Genomic DNA, 21,519 nt, shown 5'->3' with positions numbered 1-21,519 from the left:
CTTCGTGAAGCTGCAGGGGCGTGGATTTTTTGGTAGGCATGGGCTTGTCACAAGATTTACAGCGCGTTCGAGATCGAGCGCCGCGCCGGCGGCGCTCGATCTGCGCACCACCTCAAACCCCAAGACGATCACCCGCCAAGCCAAAAAAAATCCCCGACCAAGGCCGGGGATTTTTTCATTGCAGCGCCAGGATCAATCCTCGCGGTAGCGACGCAGCTTCAGCTGCTTGCCGGCCACGCGGGTGTCCTTGAGCTTGGTCAGCAGACGCTCCAGGCCATCTTCCGGCAGCTCGATCAGGCTGAAGCTGTCACGCACCTGGATGCGGCCGATGGCGTCGCGGGCCAGGCCACCCTCGTTGAGGATCGCGCCCAGCAGGTTCTTGGCGGCGATGCCGTCACGGGCACCCAGGGCGGTACGGCAACGCACGCGGCCTTCGGCCAGCGGCATCGGCGCGCGACGCTCGCGGTCACCACGGTCGCCACGGTCGCTGCGCTCACCACGCTCAGTACGCTCACCGCTGCGCTCGCGCGGGGTGTAGGTCGGTACCAGCGGCTGCTCGCGCTCGACGGTAGCGAGGTCCAGCGCCTGGCCATTGGTGGCCTTGCGCAGCAGGGCGGCGGACAGTGCGCGCGGGCTGCAACCCAGGGCAGCGGTCAGGCGGTCGAACAGCTCGCCATGGGTGGCTTCCGCTTCGGCTACCAGCGGCGCCAGGCTGTTGGTCAGCTTCTTGATGCGGGCATCCAGCACGGCCTGGGCGTTCGGCAGGCGCGCTTCGGCGACCTTCTGCCCGGTGACGCGCTCGATGACCTGCAGCATGCGGCGCTCACGCGGGGTGACCAGCAGCAGCGCACGGCCTTCGCGACCGGCACGGCCGGTACGGCCGATACGGTGCACGTAGGACTCCGGGTCGTACGGCATGTCGACGTTGAACACGTGGGTGATGCGCGGTACGTCCAGGCCACGGGCGGCGACGTCGGTGGCGACGACGATGTCCAGGCGGCCATCCTTGAGCGAGTCGATCACGCGCTCACGCTGGTTCTGGGCGATGTCGCCGTTCAGCGCGGCAGCCTTGTAGCCCTTGGCTTCCAGCGCGGCGGCCAGGTCCAGGGTGGCTTGCTTGGTACGCACGAAGGCGATCAGCGCGTCGAACTCTTCCACTTCCAGCAGGCGCAGCACGGCCGGGATCTTCTGGTCGGCGTGGACCATCAGGTGGGCCTGGTCGATCGCGGTGACGGTTTGCGTCTTGCTCTGGATCTTGACGTGCTTGGGCTCGCGCAGGTGACGTTCGGCGATCGAACGGATCGACGACGGCAGGGTGGCGGAGAACAGCACGGTCTGGCGCGAGGCGGGGATGGCGTCGAAGATCACTTCGAGGTCGTCCATGAAGCCCAGCTTGAGCATTTCGTCGGCTTCGTCCAGTACCAGGTACTGCACGGTGGACAGGACTTTCTCGTCACGACGCAGGTGGTCGCACAGGCGGCCCGGGGTGGCGACGACGATCTGCGCGCCATTGCGAATGGCACGCAGTTGTGGGCCCATCGGGGCACCACCGTACACGGCCACCACGTTAACGCCCGGCATCTGCTTGGCGTAGGTTTCGAAAGCGGTGGCTACTTGCAGCGCCAACTCACGGGTTGGCGCCAGGATCAGGGCTTGCGGTTCGCGCTTGCTCACGTCGATCTTGTTGAGGATCGGCAGGGCGAAGGCAGCGGTCTTGCCGGTGCCAGTCTGCGCCTGGCCGATCATGTCATGACCGGCGAGGATGATCGGGATCGACTGTTGCTGAATGGCCGACGGCTCTTCATAGCCGGTGGCCAGGACGGCAGCAACGATGTTCGGATTGAGTTCGAGAGCGGCGAATCCGCCGGTTTCCTGGGTCATGGGTCTGCCTCTAGGTGCATCCGCAAAGACCCATGCTCCAAAGCTGCACATGCCTTGAAAGACCAAACGGTCACCCAGGCAGCTTTGGCGGCGGGGATTTGCGAAAACGATTGAAATAGGAACGTCTTGGGAAGGTCCGCCTAGCGGACGCGCAGCCGAAGCTGGATTCGGAGGATTTGCACCACCTGATTTTGAGGTCCGCTAAAAGACCGGCGCGTACTATACCCGAATCTGGTGAAAACCGTGAGAAATATTTCGAGCAAAAGGGCCATTAGGTGGCCACCCTTTCTGAGGCGCTGAATCGTTCCACCGCTGTTCGCCGGCAAGCCGGCTCCTACAAGGGGAACGCGCGACTCAGGTCGCCGGGCGAACCTCTTTGATCAGGTACTCCAGCGAATACCCCAACCGCGGTGCCAACGCTTCGGCCCGGGCCCGCAGCCCGTCGACATCCAGCGTTTGATCGAGATCGGCCGGCACCAGCAGGATCACGTTACCCTCCTTCACCGGCAGCTCCCAGTAGTGCCGGTGATACAGGCCACGCAACAACGCCGCCCCCAATGGCCGGCCATCATCCCCTGCCCACTGGTTGATCACCAGCCAGCCACCGGGGTTGAGCTGCTTCTGGCAGTTCTCCAGGAAGCCCCAGGCCAGGTGCCCGACCCCAGGCCCGGTGTCGGTATACAGGTCGACGAACAGCAGGTCGGTCTTCTCTGCCGTGGGCAACAGCTCGATGGCATCGCCCACCCGCACGTAAAGGCGCGGGTCGTCGTCCAGCCCCATGTACTCCATGGCCAGGCGTGGCACGTCCGGGCGCAGTTCAATGGCCTCGACGTCCTCCAGCGGCAGGAACTTCAGGCAGGCTTGCGTCAGTGTGCCGGCACCCAGCCCCAGGAACAGCGCGCTCTCGGGCTGCTCATGGCACAGCGCGCCGACCAGCATTGCGCGGGTGTAGTCGTACTCCAGCCAGCTCGGGTCGGCGACGAAGGTGCAGCTCTGCTCGATGGCGTCACCGAACTCGAGGAAACGGTAATCCTCCACCTCGTACACGCTGATCACGCCAAAGGCATCTTCGACCCGGGCCAGCAACCGCTCTTCTCGCTCCATCGCCATCCCTACCACCTGCCCGCGCAAAACGCGTATTGTCCGCCAATGCCGGTGGTGCAACAAGCGCACCGCCAGCGGTACCATGGCAGGTACGCCCGAAACGACACTTATGGATAGAGCATTCGATGACCCAACCCTGGACCCCCGACAGCTGGCGCGCCTTGCCGATCCAGCAGCAACCGACCTACCCCGACGCCGCCCACCTGCTGAAGGTGGAGCAGACGCTGGCCAGCTATCCGCCGCTGGTGTTCGCCGGCGAGGCCCGTGAGCTGCGCCGGCAGTTCGCCGAGGTCACCCAGGGCCGGGCCTTCCTCCTGCAGGGCGGCGACTGCGCCGAAAGCTTCGCCGAGTTCTCGGCGGCGAAGATCCGCGACACCTTCAAGGTGCTGCTGCAGATGGCCATTGTCATGACCTTCGCCGCCGGCTGCCCGGTGGTCAAGGTCGGGCGCATGGCGGGCCAGTTCGCCAAGCCGCGCTCCGCGGGCGATGAGACCATCGGCGACGTCACCCTGCCCGCCTACCGTGGCGACATCGTCAACGGCATCGGCTTCGACGCCGCCAGCCGCATCCCCGACCCCGAACGCCTGCTGCAGGCCTACCACCAGGCCACCGCCAGCCTCAACCTGCTGCGCGCCTTCGCCCAGGGCGGTTTCGCCGACCTGCACCAGGTGCACAAGTGGAACCTGGACTTCATCGCCAATTCGGCGCTGGCCGACAAGTACCACCAGTTGGCCAACCGCATCGACGAAACCCTGGCGTTCATGCGCGCCTGCGGTTTGGACACCGCGCCGCAACTGCGCGAGACCAGTTTCTTCACCGCCCACGAAGCGCTGCTGCTCAACTATGAAGAAGCCTTCGTGCGCCGCGACAGCCTGACCGGCGACTACTACGACTGCTCGGCGCACATGCTGTGGATCGGCGACCGCACCCGCCAGCTCGACGGCGCCCATGTCGAGTTCCTGCGCGGCGTGCACAACCCGATCGGGGTAAAGGTCGGCCCGAGCATGAATACTGAGGAGTTGATCCGCCTGATCGACGTGCTCAACCCGGACAACGACCCGGGCCGTCTCAACCTGATCGTGCGCATGGGCGCCGGCAAGGTCGGCGACCACCTGCCGGGGCTGATCCGCACCGTCCAGCGCGAGGGGCGCCAGGTGCTGTGGAGTTCCGACCCGATGCACGGCAACACCATCAAGGCCAGCAGCGGCTACAAGACCCGTGACTTCGCGCAGATTCTCGACGAAGTGAAGCAGTTCTTCCAGGTGCACCAGGCCGAGGGCAGCCATGCCGGTGGCATCCATATCGAGATGACCGGGCAGAACGTCACCGAGTGCATCGGCGGTGCCCGCCCGATCACCGAGGATGCCCTGTCCGACCGCTACCACACCCACTGCGACCCGCGCATGAACGCCGACCAGTCGCTGGAACTGGCCTTCCTGATCGCCGAAACCCTCAAGCAGGTGCGCCGCTGAGCAACACCTGACGCAGCCGACTGCCCTCCGTGCGGGGGCAGTTCAGTTGCACCTGCTCCAGGCCCAGCCAACCCGCCAGGCGCCACAATTCCGTGGCCAGTGCCTGGTAGCCCTCCTCGTTCAGCCCCACGTGTTCCTCGTGCACCGCATGCACCGCCAAGCGTCCCTGGGCGCGTTCGGCGCGCAGGTCCAGGCGTGCGGCGATGCGCTCGTCGTAGAGAAATGGCAACACGTAGTAGCCATACACCCGCTTGTGCGCCGGGGTGTAGATTTCGAGGCGGTAGCGGAAGTCGAACAGGCGTTCTGTGCGGCTGCGCTCCCAGACCAGCGAGTCGAACGGCGAGAGCAAGGCGCTGGCCGCGATGCGCCTGGGTATTCGGGGTGTGCCCGCCAGGTAGCCGGGCTGTTTCCAGCCTTGTACCGTGCAGGCCTGCAGATGCCCCTCTTCCAGCAGGTCGGCGACGGCGGCCTTGCTCTGTTGCGGTGACAGGCGGAAGTAATCGCGCAGGTCCTGTTCGGTGGCCACGCCCAGCGCAGTGGCCGCGTGCAACAACAGGCTCCGGTGCGCCTCGCGCTCATCCGGGGGGGACTGGTCGAGAATGGCTGGGGGCAGAACCCGTTCCGGCAGGTCGTAGAGGCGCTCGAAGCCACGGCGCCCGGCCACGGTGACCTCGCCTGCAGCGAACAGCCATTCCAGTGCATGCTTCTCTTCGCTCCAGTCCCACCAGGGGCCGGCCCGCTCCTCACGGGTCGAAAGGCTGCCCGCGCCCAGCGCGCCCTGGTCGCGCACGGCGGCCATTACCCGCTCGATCACATCACGACGCTCATGGCCGAAGGTCGCCAGTTGCCGATAGATGCCCTTGCCTTCGCGGGCATGGGCCATGCGCCAGCGCATGGCTGGGTAAAGCTCCAGCGGTAATAGCGAGGCTTCGTGCCCCCAGTATTCAAACAGCCGGCGTTGTCGCCGTTTGCCCCAGGCGAGCTGATCGAGCAAAGCGGGCGAATAGTCGCCCAGGCGGGAGAACAGCGGCAGGTAATGGGAACGCACCAAGGCATTGACCGAGTCGATCTGCACCACGCCAAGGCGCTGGAGCATGCGTTTCAAGGTAACCAAGGTGGCCGGGGTGTCGGGCGATTTGCCAAAGCCTTGGGCGGACAAGGCCAGGCGGCGGGCCTGCTGGATGGACAGTTCGAGGGGCAATGGATGAACCTCCGGTTGATCTGCGACCCTTCTGGTGTATGCACCATAGCATTCGCGGCTGAAGCCGCTCCTACAGGTTCACCGATGGCCCGCAAGCAACGGTGAACCTGTAGGAGCGGCTTCAGCCGCGAAGAGGCCGCCCTCTCTCATTTACGCAACGGATCCTCCCAGAAATGCCGCTCGGCCTCCTGCTGGATATCGGCCCGCGACAGCCCCAGGTCGTGCAGCGTGGCATCGCTCAGGCGCGCCAGCTCATCACGCTGGCGATGCAGCTCGTACCAGCGCACCAGCAACCCGCCGGCCCCGTGCAGCCAGTGGTTCAAGGTGGACACAGGCTGGTGAGCAACGTTGAAATGACCTTTCATCATGACGCCCTCCTTGTGGATGGCTCCAGTCTCGTCCCAGGCCTAAGATCAATCCAACGAATGTTTCTGATGCCATGCATCTCGGAGATTGATGCAATGTCCCAGTATCAGAGTCTCGACGCCGACGTGCTGCGCACCTTTGTCGCGATCGCCGAGCAAGGTGGCTTCACCCGCGCCGGCGAAGTGGTCAACCGCACGCAGTCGGCAGTCAGCATGCAGATGAAGCGCCTGGAGGAGGACATCCTGCAGCGCCAGCTGTTCGAGCGCGAGGGCCGCCAGGTGCGCCTGACCGCCGAGGGCCAAGTGCTGCTGGGCTATGCCCGGCGCATCCTCAAGCTGCATGGCGAGGTGTTCAACACCTTGCGCATGCCGCACATGGTCGGGGTGGTGCGCATCGGTACGCCGGACGACTACGCCATGCGCTACCTGCCGACCATCCTCGCCAGCTTTGCCCAGGACTACCCGCTGATCCATGTCGAGGTGCACTGCGACTCCTCCAAGCAACTGATGCTGCGCCAGGACCTGGACCTGACCATCGTCACCCGCGAGCCGGGCAACGAAGTGGGCCAGATGCTGCGCCAGGAACGCCTGGTGTGGGCCGCGGCACACGGTTTTTGCCCAGAGGAGCAACGGCCGATGCCCCTGGCGCTGTTCAACACCGACTGCTTCTGCCGCGCCTGGACCTGCAACGCGCTGGAGCAGCGCGGCATCGAGTACCGCATCGCCTATACCAGCCCGAGCCTGGCGGCGATCTTCGCCATTGTCAGCGCCGGGCTGGCGGTGACCGCACAGTTGCGCAGCCTGGTGGGTGAAGACCTGCGCATGCTCGGTGAGGAGGAAGGCTTGCCACAGCTGCACATGGCCAATGTGATGCTGCTGCGCAACACGCAGAACCAGTCGCCAATCACCGACTGCATGGCCGAGTACATCGTCGAAGGGTTCAAGTAGACCGTAGCGCTGCCCCCTGTAGGAGCCGGCTTGCCGGCGAAGGGCCGCAAAGCGGCCCCGACGATCTAAAGCTCGAACCCGAGCATCACCGCACACACCACCAGGAACACGCAGAACAGCGTGCGCAACACTTTCTCCGGCAACGCATGGGCCAACTTCACCCCCCAACTGATGCTGAGCAAACCACCCACCGCCAGCGGAACCCCGACGCTCCAGTCAACGCTTTGATGCAAACCATAGGTCAGCAGCGTGACCAGGGTACTCGGCGCCGCCAGCGCCAGCGACAGCCCCTGGGCCACCACCTGGGTGGTGCCGAACACGCTGGTCAGGATCGGCGTGGCCACCACCGCCCCGCCCACGCCAAACAGCCCGCCCATGGTCCCGGCGAAGCTGCCCAGCACGCCCAGCCAGGGCCATGGGTAACGCAGCTCATTGCTCGGCGGCTTCACCGGCAGGAACATCCGCGCCACATTCCACACGGCCAACGCCACCAGGAAACCGACGAAGTACACTCGCATCGATTGCGCATCGATGCCCACCGCCCAGATCGAGCCCAGCCAGGCGAACAGGAAACTGCACAGCGACAACGGCAGCGCATGGCGCAATTCGATTCGGTTGCGCTGGTGGTAGCGCCACAGGGCCAGCAACACGTTGGGCACCACCATCACCAGCGCGGTGCCCTGGGCCAGTTGCTGGTCGAGGCCGAACAACACCCCCAGCGCCGGAATGGCGATCAGCCCGCCGCCGATACCGAACAGGCCACCCAAGGTGCCCAGCGCAGCGCCCAACACGATATACATCAACCACTCGATCATCAGTGCCTCGATCACCCGCGTTCAAAGATGCAGGCATGCTAACCAGCGACGGCTGGCGGGGAAACGCATAGCAGCGCACAATGGCTTTGCGCATTACGCATAGGCGAATCCATGAGTCCCGATATCCTCACCGAACAATTGAGCCTGTTTCTCGACGTACTGGAGACCGGCAGTTTCTCCGCCGCAGCCCGGCGTCATCCGCTGACCCCCTCCGCCGTTGCCCGGCGCATCGATAACCTGGAAAGCGCCGTGGGCAGCCGGCTGTTCTCGCGCAGCACCCATGCCGTACGCGCCACCCCGGCGGGCAATGCCTTCGCCGAACGGGCCCGGCGCATCATCGAGGAACTGCGCCTGGCCCGCGCCGAGGCGGTGTCGCTGAGCAACGCCCCCGAGGGGCTGATCCGCATCGACGCCCCCGCTGCCTTCGGTCGCCGTCACCTGGCCCCGGCGATCGCCGACTTCCTGGTGGCCTACCCCGGGCTCGACGTGCAACTACGCCTGATCGACAGCTTCGTCGACCTGCATGGCAGCCACCTGGGCGAAGTCGACCTGGTGCTGCGCGCCGGCCCCCTGGCCGACACCCGCCTGGTTGCCACACCGCTGGCCTACATGGTGCGCATCGCCTGCGCCAGCCCCGCCTACCTGGCCAGCCGTGGGGTACCGGCCTGCCCCAGCGAACTGCCCGAGCATGACGGCCTCGACTGGGACGGGCTGGCCCCGCCCTTCGCCTGGCGCTTCTCTGTCGACGGCCAGGTACGCCTGTACCGCCCGGCGCGCATGCGCATGGCCGCCAACAATGCCGAGACCCTGCTGTTCGGCGCCCTGGCCGGGCTGGGCATCGCCCACCTGCCCACCTGGCTGATCAGCGACTACCTGCTGCGTGGCGAGCTGATCCCGCTGTTCTGCGACAACGGCTTGCCCGAGCCAGAAACCAGCGGCATCTACGCACTGCGCCTGGAACATGAAACGAACTCTCGCAGCCGCTTGCTGCTCGAATTCCTCAAGAGCCGATTCAGCCCGGTGCCCCCCTGGGACCTGGCCCTGCGCAGCGAGCTGCGCTGGCAATGAGCGCGCAAGACATTCGCGTGCTAGATTTTACAACTCAGACGACTCAAGGACCTGCATGAACGCCGACACCCAAGCCCCCTGCGCCGAGCTGCTGCTGGACAACCAGGTCTGCTTTGCCCTGCACTCCACGTCGCTGCTGATGACCAAGGTCTACAAGCCCCTGCTGCAGGCCCTGGGCCTCACTTACCCGCAATACCTGGCCATGCTCGTGCTGTGGGAACAGGACGGGCTGACCGTGGGCGAGATCAGCCAGCGCCTGCTCACCGACCCGGGCTCACTGACGCCGCTGCTCAAGCGCCTGGAAGGCGAAGGCCTGCTCAAGCGCAGCCGCAGCCGCGAGGACGAACGCGTGGTGCTGGTGCAACTGAGCGACAAAGGCCGGGCCTTGCAGGCCGAAGCCCGTCGCGTGCCCCACTGCATCCTGCAGGCCAGCGGCCACAGCGCTGAACAGCTGCGAAAACTCCAGGCCGACCTGCTGGCCCTGCGCGCGCACCTGCAAGAAAACCTCTGACGGCTATGCTGTGAACTGGCTATCTCGACGAATGGCCGAAGAATTATCTTGCGCACTAAACAATTGCGCGCTAATTTAATTTCCGTACCCACTCAGCGCCCAGGCGCACAGCACATAAGCGAGGCTCAAGATGCAAAAGGTCACTCCGCTGTACATCGCAGAAGCCACCTCCACTGGCGGTCGCGACGGCAAATCCCGCTCCAGCGACGGCAAGCTGGAAGTCAAGCTGAGCACCCCCAAGGAGCTCGGTGGCGCGGGCGGTGAAGGCACCAATCCCGAGCAGATGTTCGCCGCCGGTTACTCGGCCTGCTTCATCGGCGCGCTGAAGTTCGTGGCGGGCCAGGAGAAGAAGGCACTGCCGGCCGATGCCTCGATCACCGCCAAGGTGGGTATCGGGCAGATCCCGGGCGGCTTCGGGCTGGACATCGACCTGCACATCAACCTGCCGGGGCTGGCCCAGGCCGACGCCGAAGGGCTGGTGGAGAAGGCGCACAAAGTCTGCCCTTACTCCAATGCCACCCGCGGCAATGTGGACGTGCGCTTGCATGTGACCGTGTAACGGCTGTTCGCCGGCAAAGCCGGCTCCTACAGGTGCGGCGCGGGTCTTGTGGTCGCTATCATCCCTGTAGGAGCGGGTTTACCCGCGAATCAGCCAACGCGGTTTCACAGGCACAAAAAAACCCGGCCAAGGCCGGGTTTTTCGTGCTCATCGCAAGAAGCAATTACTTCTTGGAACGGCCCTTGAAGCTGTTGTCGCGAGTGTCGATGTCGATCCACTCGTCGATCTGGATGAAGTCGGCAACCTGGATCTCGGTGCCGTTCTTCAGCTTGGCAGGCTTCATGACCTTGCCGGAGGTGTCGCCACGGGCGGCGTTCTCGGTGTAGGTGACCTGGCGGCTGATGGTGGTCGGCAGTTCAACCGATACCAGGCGGCCTTCGAAGAAGACGGCTTCGCAGATGTCTTCCATGCCTTCTTCGATGTACGGCAGAACGGCGTCGATGTCTTCGGCGTTCAGTTCGTACATGGTGTAGTCGGTGGTGTCCATGAAGGTGTACGAGTCACCGCTGATGAACGACAGGGTCGCTTCTTTGCGATCCAGGATCACGTCGTCCAGCTTGTCGTCCGCACCGTATACGGTTTCAGTCTTGTAGCCGGTCAGCAGGTTCTTCAGCTTGGTCTTCATGATCGCGCTGTTACGGCCCGACTTGGTGAATTCAGCTTTCTGAACCAGCCACGGATCGTTATCGATGCGCAGAACGGTACCGGGTTTCAGTTCTTTACCAGTTTTCATTACGAAGTATCCGAATCTGGATGGATTTATAAAAATCGAGGCCGCGTATCATAGCGAATTTCGGTAAAACTGCACCAGCTTCGTGGCAAGGTCCGGCTGAGCGGCCTGCGCCGCGCACCACTGCCGGGCATGCTGGCGCAGCTCTTGCCAGTGCGGCTGCAAGGCTTGCCAGGCCTGCCCCATGGGCCGATCCATGTTCCAGGCCCGCCACAGGTCGGCCAGCGCCAGGCCCGCGGCCGCCGACAACCCGGCGCAATACAGGGCCATGAACGCCTCGAGTTTTTCCCAATGGGCGTTCTCTTCCTGGATATAGATGTGCCACAGCATCGGCACGCCGGCCCATTGCGCGCGCACGAACGAATCCTCGCCCCGCACGGCGTTGAAGTCGCAGCTCCAGAGCAGCCGGTCGTAATCGTCCTGGCTGACGAACGGCAACACCTGCACGGTCAACGCGCCACGCCGATGTACCGCGCCGACGGGCAGCTCCGGCTCGCCCAGCCATTGGCCGAGATCACCCAGGATACGCCCCTGGGGTACCAGCAGATGAGTGGGATGCGTATCGGCCGCCAGTACTTCGAGCCAGTTGCCCAATTGCGGGTTTTCGTAGGCGAACAGCGATATCAGCCGGCTACCCTCCTGGGGCTGGACACCCAACCCTGACAGGAATCGCTCCCGTTCGCCCGGCCCCTGGCGGAATGCCTCGCAACGTGGCAGCAATGAAGCCTCGCGCAGCAATCCGCCGGTCTGCGTGGTGAAGCCAGGGAAGAAGAAGATCTTGCGCAGCCCATTGGCCTGGGGCGACGGCAACCCGTGGCAGCCCTCGACCCAGTCTTCAGCGCTGAGATAGTCCAGGTTCAACCACAACGGCGGCTTGGGCTGCTTGACCATAGCCTCCACGTAGCCCTCGGGCAGCTGGCAGGCAAATGCGCCCACGACCACCTGGGCAGGTGTGGCGGCCTGCCATTCGGTTGACCAACGGCGCACTTCGACACCCTCTCGCCATTGCGGGTCGGCTGCCGTGTCGGCCTCGGGGCACAGCCGCGCGAAGGCCGCCAGGTCGTCCACCCACAGGCGCACGGCCAGGTCATGCTCGGCCACCAACTGCCGGGCCAGGCGCCAGGTGACGCCGATGTCGCCATAGTTGTCGACGACCGTGCAGAAGATGTCCCAGGTGGTTTTCATCGCCACGTCCGTTACCTGCGAAAAAATGACCGTGGATTCTGCGGATAAATAGGCTCGGACGAAAGCAGAATATCCTCCCACCCATGCGACAATGCCGCCACCGATCCGCCTGCCAGGAAGCTGCCATGCCCCGCCCCCGCGAATTGAAGATCACCCTGAAACCCGTGCAACTGATCCTGTGCGTCGCCTTCGGCCTGTGGCTGGGGGCCGTGGCCATCGTCCTGAGCCTGTGGCTGGCACTGCGCCTGTGGCCGGAGCAGGTGCAGCCCGTGGCCCAGGTTGTCGCGCCGAGCGTCGTCCAGCCCACCCCCGCCGTGACGCCGCAACAGCCAGCGGACGCCCAGGCCGAAATGTTCGAACGCTACAAGGACATCCTGCACAAGCAGGAGCTGCAACAGGCCGCCGATGCAGCCCAGGGCAGCCCGCGCAACCTGAACAACCCCAAGTGCCAGTTCTGGCTGCAACAGAACCGCACCGCGCCGACCGACAAGAGCCAGGCCAACGTGCTGGAGTTCTGCTACTGACCATGGACAAGGCCAGCCTGCTCCCGCGCATCATCGCCACCCTCGAACTCGACATGGAGGTGTTGCGCCGCGCCGCCCAGACCGCCTACGAGGCGGCCACCGCCGAAGAGAACATCGCCGAGAACAAGTACGACACCCTGGGACTTGAGGCCTCTTACTTGGCTACCGGCCAAGCCCGGCGCACCGCCGAGATCCGCCAGGCGCTGCTGACCTACCAGCAAATGGTCTTGCGCGATTACGACCCGGCGCGGGGGATCCAGGTCGGCTGCCTGGTGACGCTCGAAGACGAGGATGGGCAACAACGCCTGCTGTTCCTCGGGCCGGAAGGTGCGGGGCTGAAGATCGGCGAGGGCGACGCGCTGGTGACGGTGATCACGCCACGGGCGCCGCTTGGCCAGCAGTTGGTTGGCAAGCGGATAGATGACGAGGTAAGCCTGTTGGTGAACGGCATCACCCAGGTCCAGGTCATCATCGAAGTCACCTGAACACCGCGCCCCTCTGTAGGAGCCAGCCTTGCTGGCGAACCGGCCGATGCCCATTGGCAAGGCTGCGCCTTGCATCGCCAGCAAGGCTGGCTCCTACAGGGGGCACAGGGCGTTGAACCGCTCCGCCAGCCCCTGCTCGGCGAACCGCTCCGCCACGAAATCGATGAACGCCCGGGTCTTGCCCGGCAGCAGCTTGTGCTCGGCGTAATACAGGCTGATGTTGCCATCATCCACGTACCAGTCGGGCAACACCCGGCTCAACCGCCCGGCGGTAAGGTAAGGGACGGCAAACGGCAGGCTCACCAAGGCAATGCCCAAGCCCTGCTCTGCCACCGCGCAGGCAGCATCGGAGTCGCTCATGGTCATGGTCTGCGGCAATTGCAGCGGGCACTGCTCCTGCCAGCGGCTGGTCAGCGGCCAGGAACGCACTCGCCCGGTCTGCGGCGAGCGGATGAGGATGCCTTGGTGAGCCTGCAATGCCTGTGGATGGTCGATCTGGGCGTGCCGCTGCAAATAGCCCGGCGCCGCCACCAACACCCGGTGCGCCGGGGTCAGCTTGCGCGCCACCACCCCCAGCGGTAACTCGAAACCACCGCCAATGGCGGCATCGAAGCCCTGGCCGATCAGGTCGACCTGACGGTTGTCGAAGTGCCAGTCCGGGGTGATCGCCGGGTAACGACGCAGGAACTCGCCCAGCAGCGGCAACACATACAGCCGCCCGAACACCGTGCCCATGCTCACCCGCAGCAACCCGGCCGGCTGGCCTTCGGCGCTGGCCAGGTTGGCGACGGCGTACTGGATGGTGCGGAAACTGTCGCTCACCTCCCCCAGGAAGCGTTGCCCGGCTTCGGTCAGGGTGAGCTTGCGGGTGCTGCGCTGGAACAGACGCACCCCCAGGCGCGCCTCCAGTTGCGCGACGTTCTTGCCCACTGCGGCCGGGGTCAGCGACAGGCGCCGGGCGGCCTCGGCAAAACTGCCGACTTCGGCGCTGCGGATGAAGCATTCAAGGCTGCTGAAGGATTCCATGGCACTCATTCACAACCAAAGGTTTACTCTGATGATAGTGATTGCGATCTTATCAGCAGGTAATCCTGGGCGGATACTGCGCCCATCCAAGGCATCCGGCCTTGCTTGAACGCAGGAGATCAGCATGTCCCAACAACTTCCCCTCAGCGGCAAAGTGGCCCTCGTCCAGGGCGGTTCCCGTGGTATCGGCGCGGCCATCGTCCGCCGCCTGGCCCAGGACGGCGCCAAAGTCGCCTTCACCTACGTAAGCTCCGCCCAGATCGCCGAGGCCCTGGCCGGCGAGATCATCAACGCAGGCGGCCAAGCCTTGGCCCTGCGCGCCGACAGCGCCGATACCGCTGCGGTGCAACAAGCGGTGGCCGATACCGTCAAGGCCTTCGGCAGCCTCGACATCCTGGTCAACAACGCAGGCGTCCTGGCCGTGGCGCCGGTGGCCGAGTTCGACCTGGACGACTTCGATCGCCTGCTGGCGGTCAATGTGCGCAGCGTGTTCGTCGCCACCCAGGCGGCGGTAAAACACATGGGCCAGGGCGGGCGGATCATCAACATCGGCAGCACCAACGCCGAGCGCATGCCCTTTGCCGGAGGCGCGCCGTACGCCATGAGCAAGTCGGCGCTGGTTGGCCTGACCCGGGGCCTGGCGCGCGACCTGGGGCCGCAGGGCATCACCGTGAACAACGTCCAGCCTGGGCCGGTCGACACCGACATGAACCCGGCCAAGGGCGAATTCGCCGACAGCCTGATCCCGCTGATGGCCATCGGGCGTTATGGCAAGGTCGAGGAGATTGCCAGTTTCGTGGCGTATCTGGCCGGGCCTGAGGCGGGGTACATCACTGGCGCCAGCCTGACAGCGGATGGCGGTTTCGCTGCCTGACAGTGCCTGTTCGCCGGCAAGCCGGCTCCTACAGCAACCCCGTAGGAGCCGGCTTGCCGGCGAACCCACTCAATGACTTGCCACGAGACTCTGCTCCATCACCTCAAGAAACGCCCGCGCCGCCGGTGTAGGGCTGGGCGACCACACCGCATACAAGTGCCGCACCGGCGCATCCAGCAAGCGCACCCTGGCCACCCCTTCGAACCCCCGGGCGATCCGCTCCGGCACCAGCCCCACGGCCATGCCGCGCTGGACGAACTTTTCCACCAGGCGAATATGGCCGATTTCGAACTGCACCCGACGCGTCACCCCCACCGCCTGGAACGCTTCGTCGGTCTGCCGCCGCGCGCCGGTGCCTTCGGGAAAGTCCACCAGCACCTCATCGACCAAATCGGCCAGGGTCAGTTGCGCAGCGCCAGCCAGCCGGTGCGCCGTCGGCAATACCGCCACCAGTTCCTCCCGCGCCAGCAGGCGATGCTGCACGCCGTGCAACACCTCGCCTTGCCACAGGCCAACGAAGCCCACATCCAACCGCCGTTCGCAGACGTCGGCCATCAGCAGTTCGCTCTTGGCCGTGAGCCAGCGCACGTCCACATCCGGATAGCGACGATGAAACACCGCCAGCAGGTCGACCAGGTCAAGCGCGGTCAGCGAACTGATCTCGCCGATCGACAGGCGCCCCCGCACCTGCCCGCACGCCGCGGCCACATCATCGGCGATGCGCCGGGCAGCCTCGACCGCCGGCCGGGCACTGAGCACGAAGGCTTCGCCAGCGGGTGTCAGCCGAACCCGACGCGAACTGCGCTCGAACAAACTGACATTCAACTGCGCCTCCAGCCGCGCCACCTGATGGCTGAGGGCCGACTGCACCACATGGCAGCGCTCGGCGGCGCGGGTGAAGCTGCCGGTGTCGGCCACGGCCAGGGCGTACTCGAGCTGCTTGAGATTCATCGTTCTATCTGCTTTCGAGATGGATAACGTGAAAACTATACATTGGTGTCATGCCTGACACTTCCTGATACTTGGCCACATTCCACCTTGCCTGCAACGAGACTGCCCATGAACACCCCGACATTGAGTCGTGCCCTGATCCTGCTGATGGCCACTGCCACCGGCCTGGCCGTGGCCAGCAACTACTACGCCCAACCCTTGCTGCACAGCATTGCCGAGCAGTTCGGCCTGAGCACCGCCAGCGCCGGCACCATCGTCATCGCCGCGCAACTGAGCTACGGCGCCGGCCTGCTGTTGCTGGCACCGCTGGGCGACCTGTTCGAACAGCGCCGGCTGATCGTGACCATGGTGCTGATCGCTACCGTGGGCCTGGTGATCAGTGCCTGCGCGCCGAGCCTGCCATGGCTGATCCTTGGCACGGCGCTGACCGGGCTGTTCTCCGTGGTGGCGCAGGTGCTGGTGCCGCTGGCCGCAGCCCTGAGCGCCCCGGAACAACGCGGTCGCGCGGTGGGTACGCTGATGAGCGGCCTGCTGCTGGGCATCCTGCTGGCGCGCACCGCCGCCGGGTTCATGGCCGAACTAGGCGGCTGGCGCAGCATCTACGTGTTGGCCGCGGTGTTGATGGCAATCACCGCACTGGCGCTGTACCGCAGCCTGCCACAGCACCACAGCCATGCCGGCCTGAAGTACCCGGCGCTGATCGGTTCGGTGTTTCGGCTGTTCGTCGAAGAGCCGGTGCTGCGCCTGCGCTCACTGCTGGGGCTGCTGGCGTTCAGCCTGTTCGCCCTGTTCTGGACGCCGCTGGCGTTCCTGCTGAGCAGCGCGCCCTATCATTACTCGGACGCTGTGATCGGCCTGTTCGGCCTGGCCGGCGCGGTGGGCGCGCTGGCGGCCAACTGGGCCGGGCGCCTGGCCGACCGTGGCCAGGGCGCGATGGGGACCACGGTGGGCCTGGTTGCGTTGTTGCTGGCGTGGGTGCCGCTGGGCTTTGCGCAAAGCTCGCTGGTGGCGCTGCTGCTGGGCGTGCTGGTGCTGGACCTGGCGGTGCAGTTGATCCACGTGAGCAACCAGAATGCGGTGATCGCGCTGCGGCCGGAGGCACGGACGCGGCTCAATGCCGGGTACATCACCTGCTACTTCATCGGCGGCGCGCTGGGTTCGTTGCTGGGGACGCAGCTGTTCGAAGTGCATGGCTGGATGGGGATCGTCGTCGCCGGGCTGGTGATCGGTGCCCTGGCGCTGGTGGTGTGGGGGCTGGCGGAGCGCAGGCGGGTCAGCCTGGCGGCGGCCTGATGACAGGTTCGCCGGCAAGCCGGCTCCTACAGGCCGCCGCATAACCTGTAGGAGCCGGCTTGCCGGCGAAAGCGGCAGCAAACTCACCTTTGCATTCGCGGGTAAAACCGCTCCCACAGGCTCCCTTTCAGGACTTGCCGCCTAGAAACGCCTCATCCACCCGCGCCAACTGCGTCTCGCTCAACACCCCCGCCTCGTAGTGCAGCTTGATCCACGCCAGCAGGTAGTCATACCGCGCCTGGGCCAGGTCGCGCCGGGTGGTGGCCAGCTGCTGCTCGGCATTGAGCACGTCCAGGTTGACCCGCTCGCCGCCCTGCACGCTCTTGCGGGTCGACACCACCAGCGCCTCGGCCGCTACCAGCGCCCGCTCATAGGCGCGCAGGCGGCTGGCGCCGGACTCGCAGGCGTTGTACTGCTTGCGCAGCTCGATCAGGGTGCTGCGGGTCTGCCCGTCCAGCTCGTACTCGGCCTGTTCCAGATGCCGGCTGGCCTGGCGCGTCGAGGCCGACACCCCGCCGCCAGCGAAGATCGGCACGCTGACCTCGATCCCCACGGTGTTGGTGTCGTAGCGCTGGTTGTAGGTGTTGCCACTGTCCGACTCCTGGCGCCGCGAGGTGGCGAAGGCCGTGACCCTGGGCAAGTGCCCGGCACGGTTGCGCTCCACTTCGTAGCGCGCCACATCCAGGGCCTGGCGTGACGAGGCCAGTTGCGGGTTGTTGGCCAGGGCACGTTCCTGCCAGGCACCGTAACCGGTCGGATCGACCATCGGCAGGGCAAAACCGACACGCAGCGGCGCCAGGTCCTCGACCCGCACGGCCGGTTCGCCGATCAGCGCGCCCAGTTCGCGCAGGGCGGCATCCTGGTTGTTGCGCGCCTGGATCTCCTCGGCATCGGCCAGCTCGTAGCGAGCCTGGGCTTCGAGGATGTCGGTGCGGGTCCCCTCGCCTGCGTCGAACAGCCGCTGGTTCTGCTGGAACTGCTGGCGGTAGGCCTGCTTGCTGGCCACGCTGATGCCGATCTGGTCCTCGGCGAACAATGCCTGGGTGTAGCTGGTCATCACCCGCACCAACAACTGCTGGCTCTGGTCGCGGAAGGTTTCGTCGGCGAACAGCGCCTGGGCCACGCCCTTGCGGTAGGCCGAATAGGCTTCGTAGTCGAACAGCGGCTGCTGGAGGATGAAACTGGAGCCCATGCTGTTGTAGTTGCGGTCCTCTTCCTGGCGACGCGAATCCCCCAGGTACTTCACCTTGGAGTCGTTGCGGCCCTTGTTGTAGTTGTAGTTCAGGGTCGGCAACAGGCCGGCGCGGCCGATGGCGCGGTATTCCTGGCCGGCCTGCTGGGCCTTGAACGCGGCCAGGTAGGTCGGGTCGCGGCGCAGCGCCTGCTCGTAGATCTGGAACGGCCCCATGGCCGCCTGGGCAGCCACCGGCAGCCAGGCACAGGCGGCCAGCAGCCCGATCAGTGGGAACTTCTTCACTGGGCGGTCCTTATTGTTCGGTCAAAGCAGTGCCTGCACGGTCGAGCAGGGGTTTGAACAGGTAGTTGAGCAGCGAACGCTCGCCGGTGCGCACGAACAGCTCCGCCGGCATGCCAGGGCGGATCGCCAGCCCTTGCAGGCGCGCCAGCGCTTCTTCGCTGACGGTGCTGCGCAACACGTAGTACGGCTGGCCACTGCGCTCGTCGATCAACTGGTCGGCAGATACCAGCGCCACCTCCCCCGTGACCCGCGGTGTGCGGTTCTGGTTGAAAGCGGTGAACAGGATGTCCACCGGCAGTTGCGGTGCGACCTTGTCCACCAGGTTGACCGGCAGGCGCCCTTCCACCTCCAGCGCGGTACCCTGGGGCACGATCTCCAGCAACGTGTCGCCGGGACGCACGACGGCGCCTTCGGTGTGCACGCCAAGGTTGACCGCGATGCCATCGGCCGGCGCCTGGATCTCGCTGTGCTGCAACTCGAAGCGCGCCGAGTTGAGCTGCTGCTCCAGGGTGGCGGCCTTGACCTGGGCCTCGGCCAGCTGCGTGCGCACTTCTTTCTGGTATTCCTCACGGCGCTGCTGAAGGTTCAGCCGCGACTCGACGATCACCTGTTCCAGCCGCGCGCTCTCGCCGGCGTTCTGCGCCAGGTCGCGCTGCACCTGGGACAGCTGGCGCTGGTACTCCAGCACGCGGTTGCGCGGGATGTAGCCGTCGCCGGCCAGCGGGCGCAGGTTGTCCAGCTGTTCGCGCAACGAGTCGGCCTGGGCCTGCAGGTCGCTGCGGGCACGGCGCATGCCGGCCAGCTGGGCCTGGGAGCCGTCGATGCTGGCAGACAAGGCGCCCTGCTCCCGGGCCTGGGCCTGGCGGCGGCTGTCGAACAGCTGGCGCTGGCCTTCGAGGATCAGGCCGAGCTTGGCATCGGCATCCTCGACCAGGTCGGTGGGAAACTGCACCTGCGCGAGGTTGTCGCGCTCGCTCTGCCAGCGCGCCAGGCTGGCGCGGGTCATGCGGTACTGGGCCTGCAACGCGTCGACATCGGCCTGCACCTGGGTACGGTCGAGGCGGAACAGCGGCTCGCCCTGGCGCACCTGCTGCCCTTCGCTCACCAGGATCCGGCTGACCACGCCACCGGCCATGGACTGCACCGCCTTGCGCTTGCCCGAGACCACCACGGTGCCCTGTACCGGCACCCCCTGGTCGAGCGGGGCCAGGCTGGCCCAGGCCATGAAGCCACCGAAACCGACCAGTGTCAGCACCCAGCCCAGGCGCACATGGAAGCGCGCATCACGTTCATGCCGGCTCATGCGCCACCTCCGGCCTGCAGCGGTCGTTGCGCCGGCGCCTGGCCGAGCGCGTGGAGAATGTCGCGCGCCGGGCCGAAGCCCTGCATGCGCCCTTCGTTCATCACCAGCAGCTTGTCGGCCTGGCTCAGCGCCGAGCTACGGTGGGTCACCAGCACCACGGTGCGGCCCAGGGCCTTGAGCTGGAGGATGGCGTTGGCCAGGGCCGCCTCACCGGGGCTGTCGAGGTTGGAGTTGGGTTCGTCGAGCACGATCAGGCACGGGTTGCCGTACAACGCCCGGGCCAGGGCGATACGCTGCTTCTGGCCACCGGAGAGGTCGCCGCCGTCTTCGCCCAGGCGCGTGTCGTAGCCCTTGGGCAGGCGCAGGATCAACTCATGCACCCCCGCCAGACGCGCCGCCTCGACCACCTTGTGACCGTCCAGCTCGCCAAAGCGGGCGATGTTCTCGGCGATGCTGCCCCGCAGCAGTTCGATGTTCTGCGGCAGGTAGCCGATGTGCGGGCCCAGGGCCTCACGGTCCCATTGATCAAGCTCGGCGCCATCCAGGCGCACATGCCCACCCAAGGTAGGCCAGACGCCCACCAGAACTTTGGCCAAGGTCGACTTGCCGGAGCCCGAGGCACCGAGCACACCCAGCAATTCGCCGGGCTCAAGCTGGAAATGCACTTGCTGCAAGGTGGCCTGGGTTCGTCCGGGGGGCGCGGCGCTCATCTGCTCCACGGTCAACTGCCCGGTCGGCGTCGGCAGCGGCATCGGCACAGGCGCTTCGGGGTGCTCGCGCAGCAGGCTGTCCAGGCGCTGGTAGGCCAGCTGGGCGCCACTCCACTGCTTCCATACGGCGATCAGTTGGTCAATCGGAGCAAGCACCCTGCCCATCAAGATGGAACCAGCGATCATCATGCCCGGGGTCATCTGCCCCTCGATCACCAGCAGGGCACCCAGGCCCAGCACCAGCGATTGCAGGCACAGGCGCAGGCCCTTGCTGGTGGCGGTGATCACCGCCGAGGTGTCGCTGGCCTTGTTCTGCAGGTCGAGGAAGCGCCCGTGCAGGTCGAACCAACGCCGGCGCAAGGCAGCGAGCATGCCCATGGCCTGGATGCTCTCGGCGCTCTGCAACTGGCTGCCGGCCAACAGCGTCGATTGCTGCTGGATGCCACTGGCTTCGACCAGGGTCTTGTGGGTGAGGCGCTCGTTGAGCACTGCCAGGGCGATCAGCAGCAGCGCGCCGACCGTGGCCATGACCCCAAGCCAGACGTTGAAAGCGAAGATAACGGCCAGGTAGATGGGGAACCACGGGGCATCGAAGAAGGCGAACAACGCAGGGCCGGTGACGAACTGGCGCAGTTGCGTGAGGTCGCCCAAGGCCTGCCCGGCCGCGCCATCGCGATGGCGCAAGTTGCGCTCGAAGGCGGCGCGGTAGACATTCAGGTTGAAACTTTTTTCCAGCTGGTTGCCCACCCGGATAACAATGAAACTGCGCACGGCTTCGAGTGCGCCGATATATACAAAGAAGCCGACGACCATCAAAGTGAGTACCCACAAAGTTGTGGTGTTCTGCGAACTCAGTACACGGTCGTACACTTGAAGCATATAAATGGACGGCACCAGCATCAGGATATTGATCAAGGCCGTGAAACAGCCAACGCTGATCAACGTCGACTTATGTTCGCCGAGCGCTGCCCACAAAGGCGCCCCGGGCTTCCTGCTCGGTAGTTTCATGTTTCGCCCTTTTGACCCGGCCACCTGAA

General features: G+C 65.5%; 22 protein-coding genes. 10 read left to right on the top strand and 12 right to left on the bottom strand.

Annotated features, from left to right (window positions below; translation table 11 throughout):
* Positions 1 to 192: 192 nt before the first annotated feature.
* Together PSEEN_RS07295 and PSEEN_RS07290 are read right to left on the bottom strand one after the other, a co-directional pair.
* Entirely contained in the window at positions 193 to 1,881 is a 1,689-nt protein-coding gene (locus PSEEN_RS07295) for a DEAD/DEAH box helicase (protein ID WP_011532849.1), read from the bottom strand.
* Positions 1,882 to 2,235: 354 nt separating this feature from the next.
* On the bottom strand, positions 2,236 to 2,991 hold the full coding sequence (locus tag PSEEN_RS07290; RefSeq protein ID WP_011532848.1) for a spermidine synthase: 756 nt from the start codon (positions 2,989 to 2,991) through the stop codon (positions 2,236 to 2,238).
* Positions 2,992 to 3,110: 119 nt separating this feature from the next.
* Here PSEEN_RS07290 and PSEEN_RS07285 point away from each other — a divergent pair, with 119 nt between their 5' ends.
* The gene (locus PSEEN_RS07285; RefSeq protein WP_011532847.1) at positions 3,111 to 4,457 is read left to right on the top strand and encodes a class II 3-deoxy-7-phosphoheptulonate synthase; all 1,347 of its coding nucleotides are present in this window, start codon (positions 3,111 to 3,113) and stop codon (positions 4,455 to 4,457) included.
* Here the strand turns inward: PSEEN_RS07285 and PSEEN_RS07280 are convergent.
* Positions 4,438 to 5,658, bottom strand: coding sequence for a winged helix-turn-helix domain-containing protein (locus tag PSEEN_RS07280; protein ID WP_011532846.1), 1,221 nt, complete (start codon positions 5,656 to 5,658; stop codon positions 4,438 to 4,440). The genes PSEEN_RS07285 and PSEEN_RS07280 overlap by 20 nt on opposite strands.
* Before the next feature lie 146 nt (positions 5,659 to 5,804).
* Positions 5,805 to 6,023 carry a DUF1127 domain-containing protein gene (locus tag PSEEN_RS07275; protein WP_044488695.1) on the bottom strand — a complete coding sequence of 73 codons (219 nt, stop codon included), beginning with the start codon at positions 6,021 to 6,023 and terminating at the stop codon, positions 5,805 to 5,807.
* Between the two features lie 96 nt (positions 6,024 to 6,119).
* On the opposite strand from PSEEN_RS07275, the gene PSEEN_RS07270 reads away from it, so the two are divergent.
* Complete coding sequence (locus PSEEN_RS07270; RefSeq protein WP_011532844.1) at positions 6,120 to 6,971, top strand: LysR substrate-binding domain-containing protein; 852 nt, start codon at positions 6,120 to 6,122, stop codon at positions 6,969 to 6,971.
* A gap of 65 nt (positions 6,972 to 7,036) precedes the next feature.
* Here PSEEN_RS07270 and PSEEN_RS07265 read toward each other — a convergent pair whose 3' ends face one another.
* Entirely contained in the window at positions 7,037 to 7,786 is a 750-nt protein-coding gene (locus PSEEN_RS07265) for a sulfite exporter TauE/SafE family protein (RefSeq protein WP_011532843.1), read from the bottom strand.
* Positions 7,787 to 7,897: 111 nt separating this feature from the next.
* Between PSEEN_RS07265 and PSEEN_RS07260 the strand changes: the two genes are divergently transcribed.
* The 3 genes from PSEEN_RS07260 to PSEEN_RS07250 all read left to right on the top strand — a co-directional run bounded on the left by PSEEN_RS07260 (position 7,898) and on the right by PSEEN_RS07250 (position 9,924).
* Positions 7,898 to 8,854, top strand: coding sequence for a LysR family transcriptional regulator (locus tag PSEEN_RS07260; RefSeq protein WP_011532842.1), 957 nt, complete (start codon positions 7,898 to 7,900; stop codon positions 8,852 to 8,854).
* A gap of 55 nt (positions 8,855 to 8,909) precedes the next feature.
* Complete coding sequence (locus PSEEN_RS07255) at positions 8,910 to 9,365, top strand: MarR family winged helix-turn-helix transcriptional regulator (RefSeq protein WP_011532841.1); 456 nt, start codon at positions 8,910 to 8,912, stop codon at positions 9,363 to 9,365.
* A 130-nt stretch (positions 9,366 to 9,495) separates the two neighbouring features.
* Positions 9,496 to 9,924 (top strand): organic hydroperoxide resistance protein, encoded by a 429-nt coding sequence (locus PSEEN_RS07250; RefSeq protein WP_011532840.1) that lies wholly within the window; start codon positions 9,496 to 9,498, stop codon positions 9,922 to 9,924.
* Between the two features lie 163 nt (positions 9,925 to 10,087).
* Here the strand turns inward: PSEEN_RS07250 and efp are convergent, their stop codons facing one another.
* Both efp and earP read right to left on the bottom strand, forming a co-directional pair.
* Positions 10,088 to 10,657, bottom strand: a complete 570-nt coding sequence (gene efp, locus PSEEN_RS07245) for an elongation factor P (protein WP_011532839.1) — start codon at positions 10,655 to 10,657, stop codon at positions 10,088 to 10,090.
* 48 nt (positions 10,658 to 10,705) lie between these two features.
* Positions 10,706 to 11,839: an elongation factor P maturation arginine rhamnosyltransferase EarP gene (earP, locus tag PSEEN_RS07240; protein ID WP_011532838.1), complete on the bottom strand. Its 1,134-nt coding sequence runs from the start codon at positions 11,837 to 11,839 to the stop codon at positions 10,706 to 10,708.
* Positions 11,840 to 11,964: 125 nt separating this feature from the next.
* Between earP and PSEEN_RS07235 the strand changes: the two genes are divergently transcribed.
* Positions 11,965 to 12,363 carry a hypothetical protein gene (locus PSEEN_RS07235; RefSeq protein ID WP_011532837.1) on the top strand — a complete coding sequence of 133 codons (399 nt, stop codon included), beginning with the start codon at positions 11,965 to 11,967 and terminating at the stop codon, positions 12,361 to 12,363.
* Positions 12,364 to 12,365: 2 nt separating this feature from the next.
* Positions 12,366 to 12,848, top strand: a complete 483-nt coding sequence (locus tag PSEEN_RS07230) for a GreA/GreB family elongation factor (protein ID WP_011532836.1) — start codon at positions 12,366 to 12,368, stop codon at positions 12,846 to 12,848.
* Between the two features lie 93 nt (positions 12,849 to 12,941).
* Here PSEEN_RS07230 and PSEEN_RS07225 read toward each other — a convergent pair whose 3' ends face one another.
* The gene (locus tag PSEEN_RS07225) at positions 12,942 to 13,874 is read right to left on the bottom strand and encodes a LysR family transcriptional regulator (protein WP_011532835.1); all 933 of its coding nucleotides are present in this window, start codon (positions 13,872 to 13,874) and stop codon (positions 12,942 to 12,944) included.
* A 124-nt stretch (positions 13,875 to 13,998) separates the two neighbouring features.
* Between PSEEN_RS07225 and PSEEN_RS07220 the strand changes: the two genes are divergently transcribed.
* Complete coding sequence (locus PSEEN_RS07220; RefSeq protein ID WP_011532834.1) at positions 13,999 to 14,748, top strand: 3-oxoacyl-ACP reductase family protein; 750 nt, start codon at positions 13,999 to 14,001, stop codon at positions 14,746 to 14,748.
* A 69-nt stretch (positions 14,749 to 14,817) separates the two neighbouring features.
* Here the strand turns inward: PSEEN_RS07220 and PSEEN_RS07215 are convergent, their stop codons facing one another.
* The gene (locus PSEEN_RS07215; RefSeq protein WP_011532833.1) at positions 14,818 to 15,699 is read right to left on the bottom strand and encodes a LysR family transcriptional regulator; all 882 of its coding nucleotides are present in this window, start codon (positions 15,697 to 15,699) and stop codon (positions 14,818 to 14,820) included.
* 108 nt (positions 15,700 to 15,807) lie between these two features.
* Here PSEEN_RS07215 and PSEEN_RS07210 point away from each other — a divergent pair, with 108 nt between their 5' ends.
* Positions 15,808 to 16,992: an MFS transporter gene (locus PSEEN_RS07210; RefSeq protein WP_011532832.1), complete on the top strand. Its 1,185-nt coding sequence runs from the start codon at positions 15,808 to 15,810 to the stop codon at positions 16,990 to 16,992.
* 127 nt (positions 16,993 to 17,119) lie between these two features.
* Here the strand turns inward: PSEEN_RS07210 and PSEEN_RS07205 are convergent, their stop codons facing one another.
* From PSEEN_RS07205 to PSEEN_RS07195, 3 genes are read right to left on the bottom strand one after another with little or no spacing between them, the layout of a single operon-like run.
* Positions 17,120 to 18,469, bottom strand: a complete 1,350-nt coding sequence (locus PSEEN_RS07205; protein ID WP_011532831.1) for a TolC family outer membrane protein — start codon at positions 18,467 to 18,469, stop codon at positions 17,120 to 17,122.
* 10 nt (positions 18,470 to 18,479) lie between these two features.
* Positions 18,480 to 19,772: an HlyD family type I secretion periplasmic adaptor subunit gene (locus PSEEN_RS07200; RefSeq protein ID WP_011532830.1), complete on the bottom strand. Its 1,293-nt coding sequence runs from the start codon at positions 19,770 to 19,772 to the stop codon at positions 18,480 to 18,482.
* Positions 19,769 to 21,424, bottom strand: coding sequence for a type I secretion system permease/ATPase (locus PSEEN_RS07195; RefSeq protein WP_231845313.1), 1,656 nt, complete (start codon positions 21,422 to 21,424; stop codon positions 19,769 to 19,771). The genes PSEEN_RS07200 and PSEEN_RS07195 overlap by 4 nt, the downstream gene beginning before the upstream one ends.
* Between PSEEN_RS07195 and PSEEN_RS26985 the strand changes: the two genes are divergently transcribed.
* On the top strand, positions 21,366 to 21,518 hold the full coding sequence (locus PSEEN_RS26985) for a hypothetical protein (RefSeq protein ID WP_231845330.1): 153 nt from the start codon (positions 21,366 to 21,368) through the stop codon (positions 21,516 to 21,518). The genes PSEEN_RS07195 and PSEEN_RS26985 overlap by 59 nt on opposite strands.
* Position 21,519: the final 1 nt, after the last annotated feature.

This window comes from Pseudomonas entomophila L48 (assembly GCF_000026105.1).
Classification (GTDB): domain Bacteria; phylum Pseudomonadota; class Gammaproteobacteria; order Pseudomonadales; family Pseudomonadaceae; genus Aquipseudomonas; species Aquipseudomonas entomophila.
Note: the sequence above shows the minus strand (reverse complement) of the source record. Positions and strands in the feature narration are given on the sequence as shown.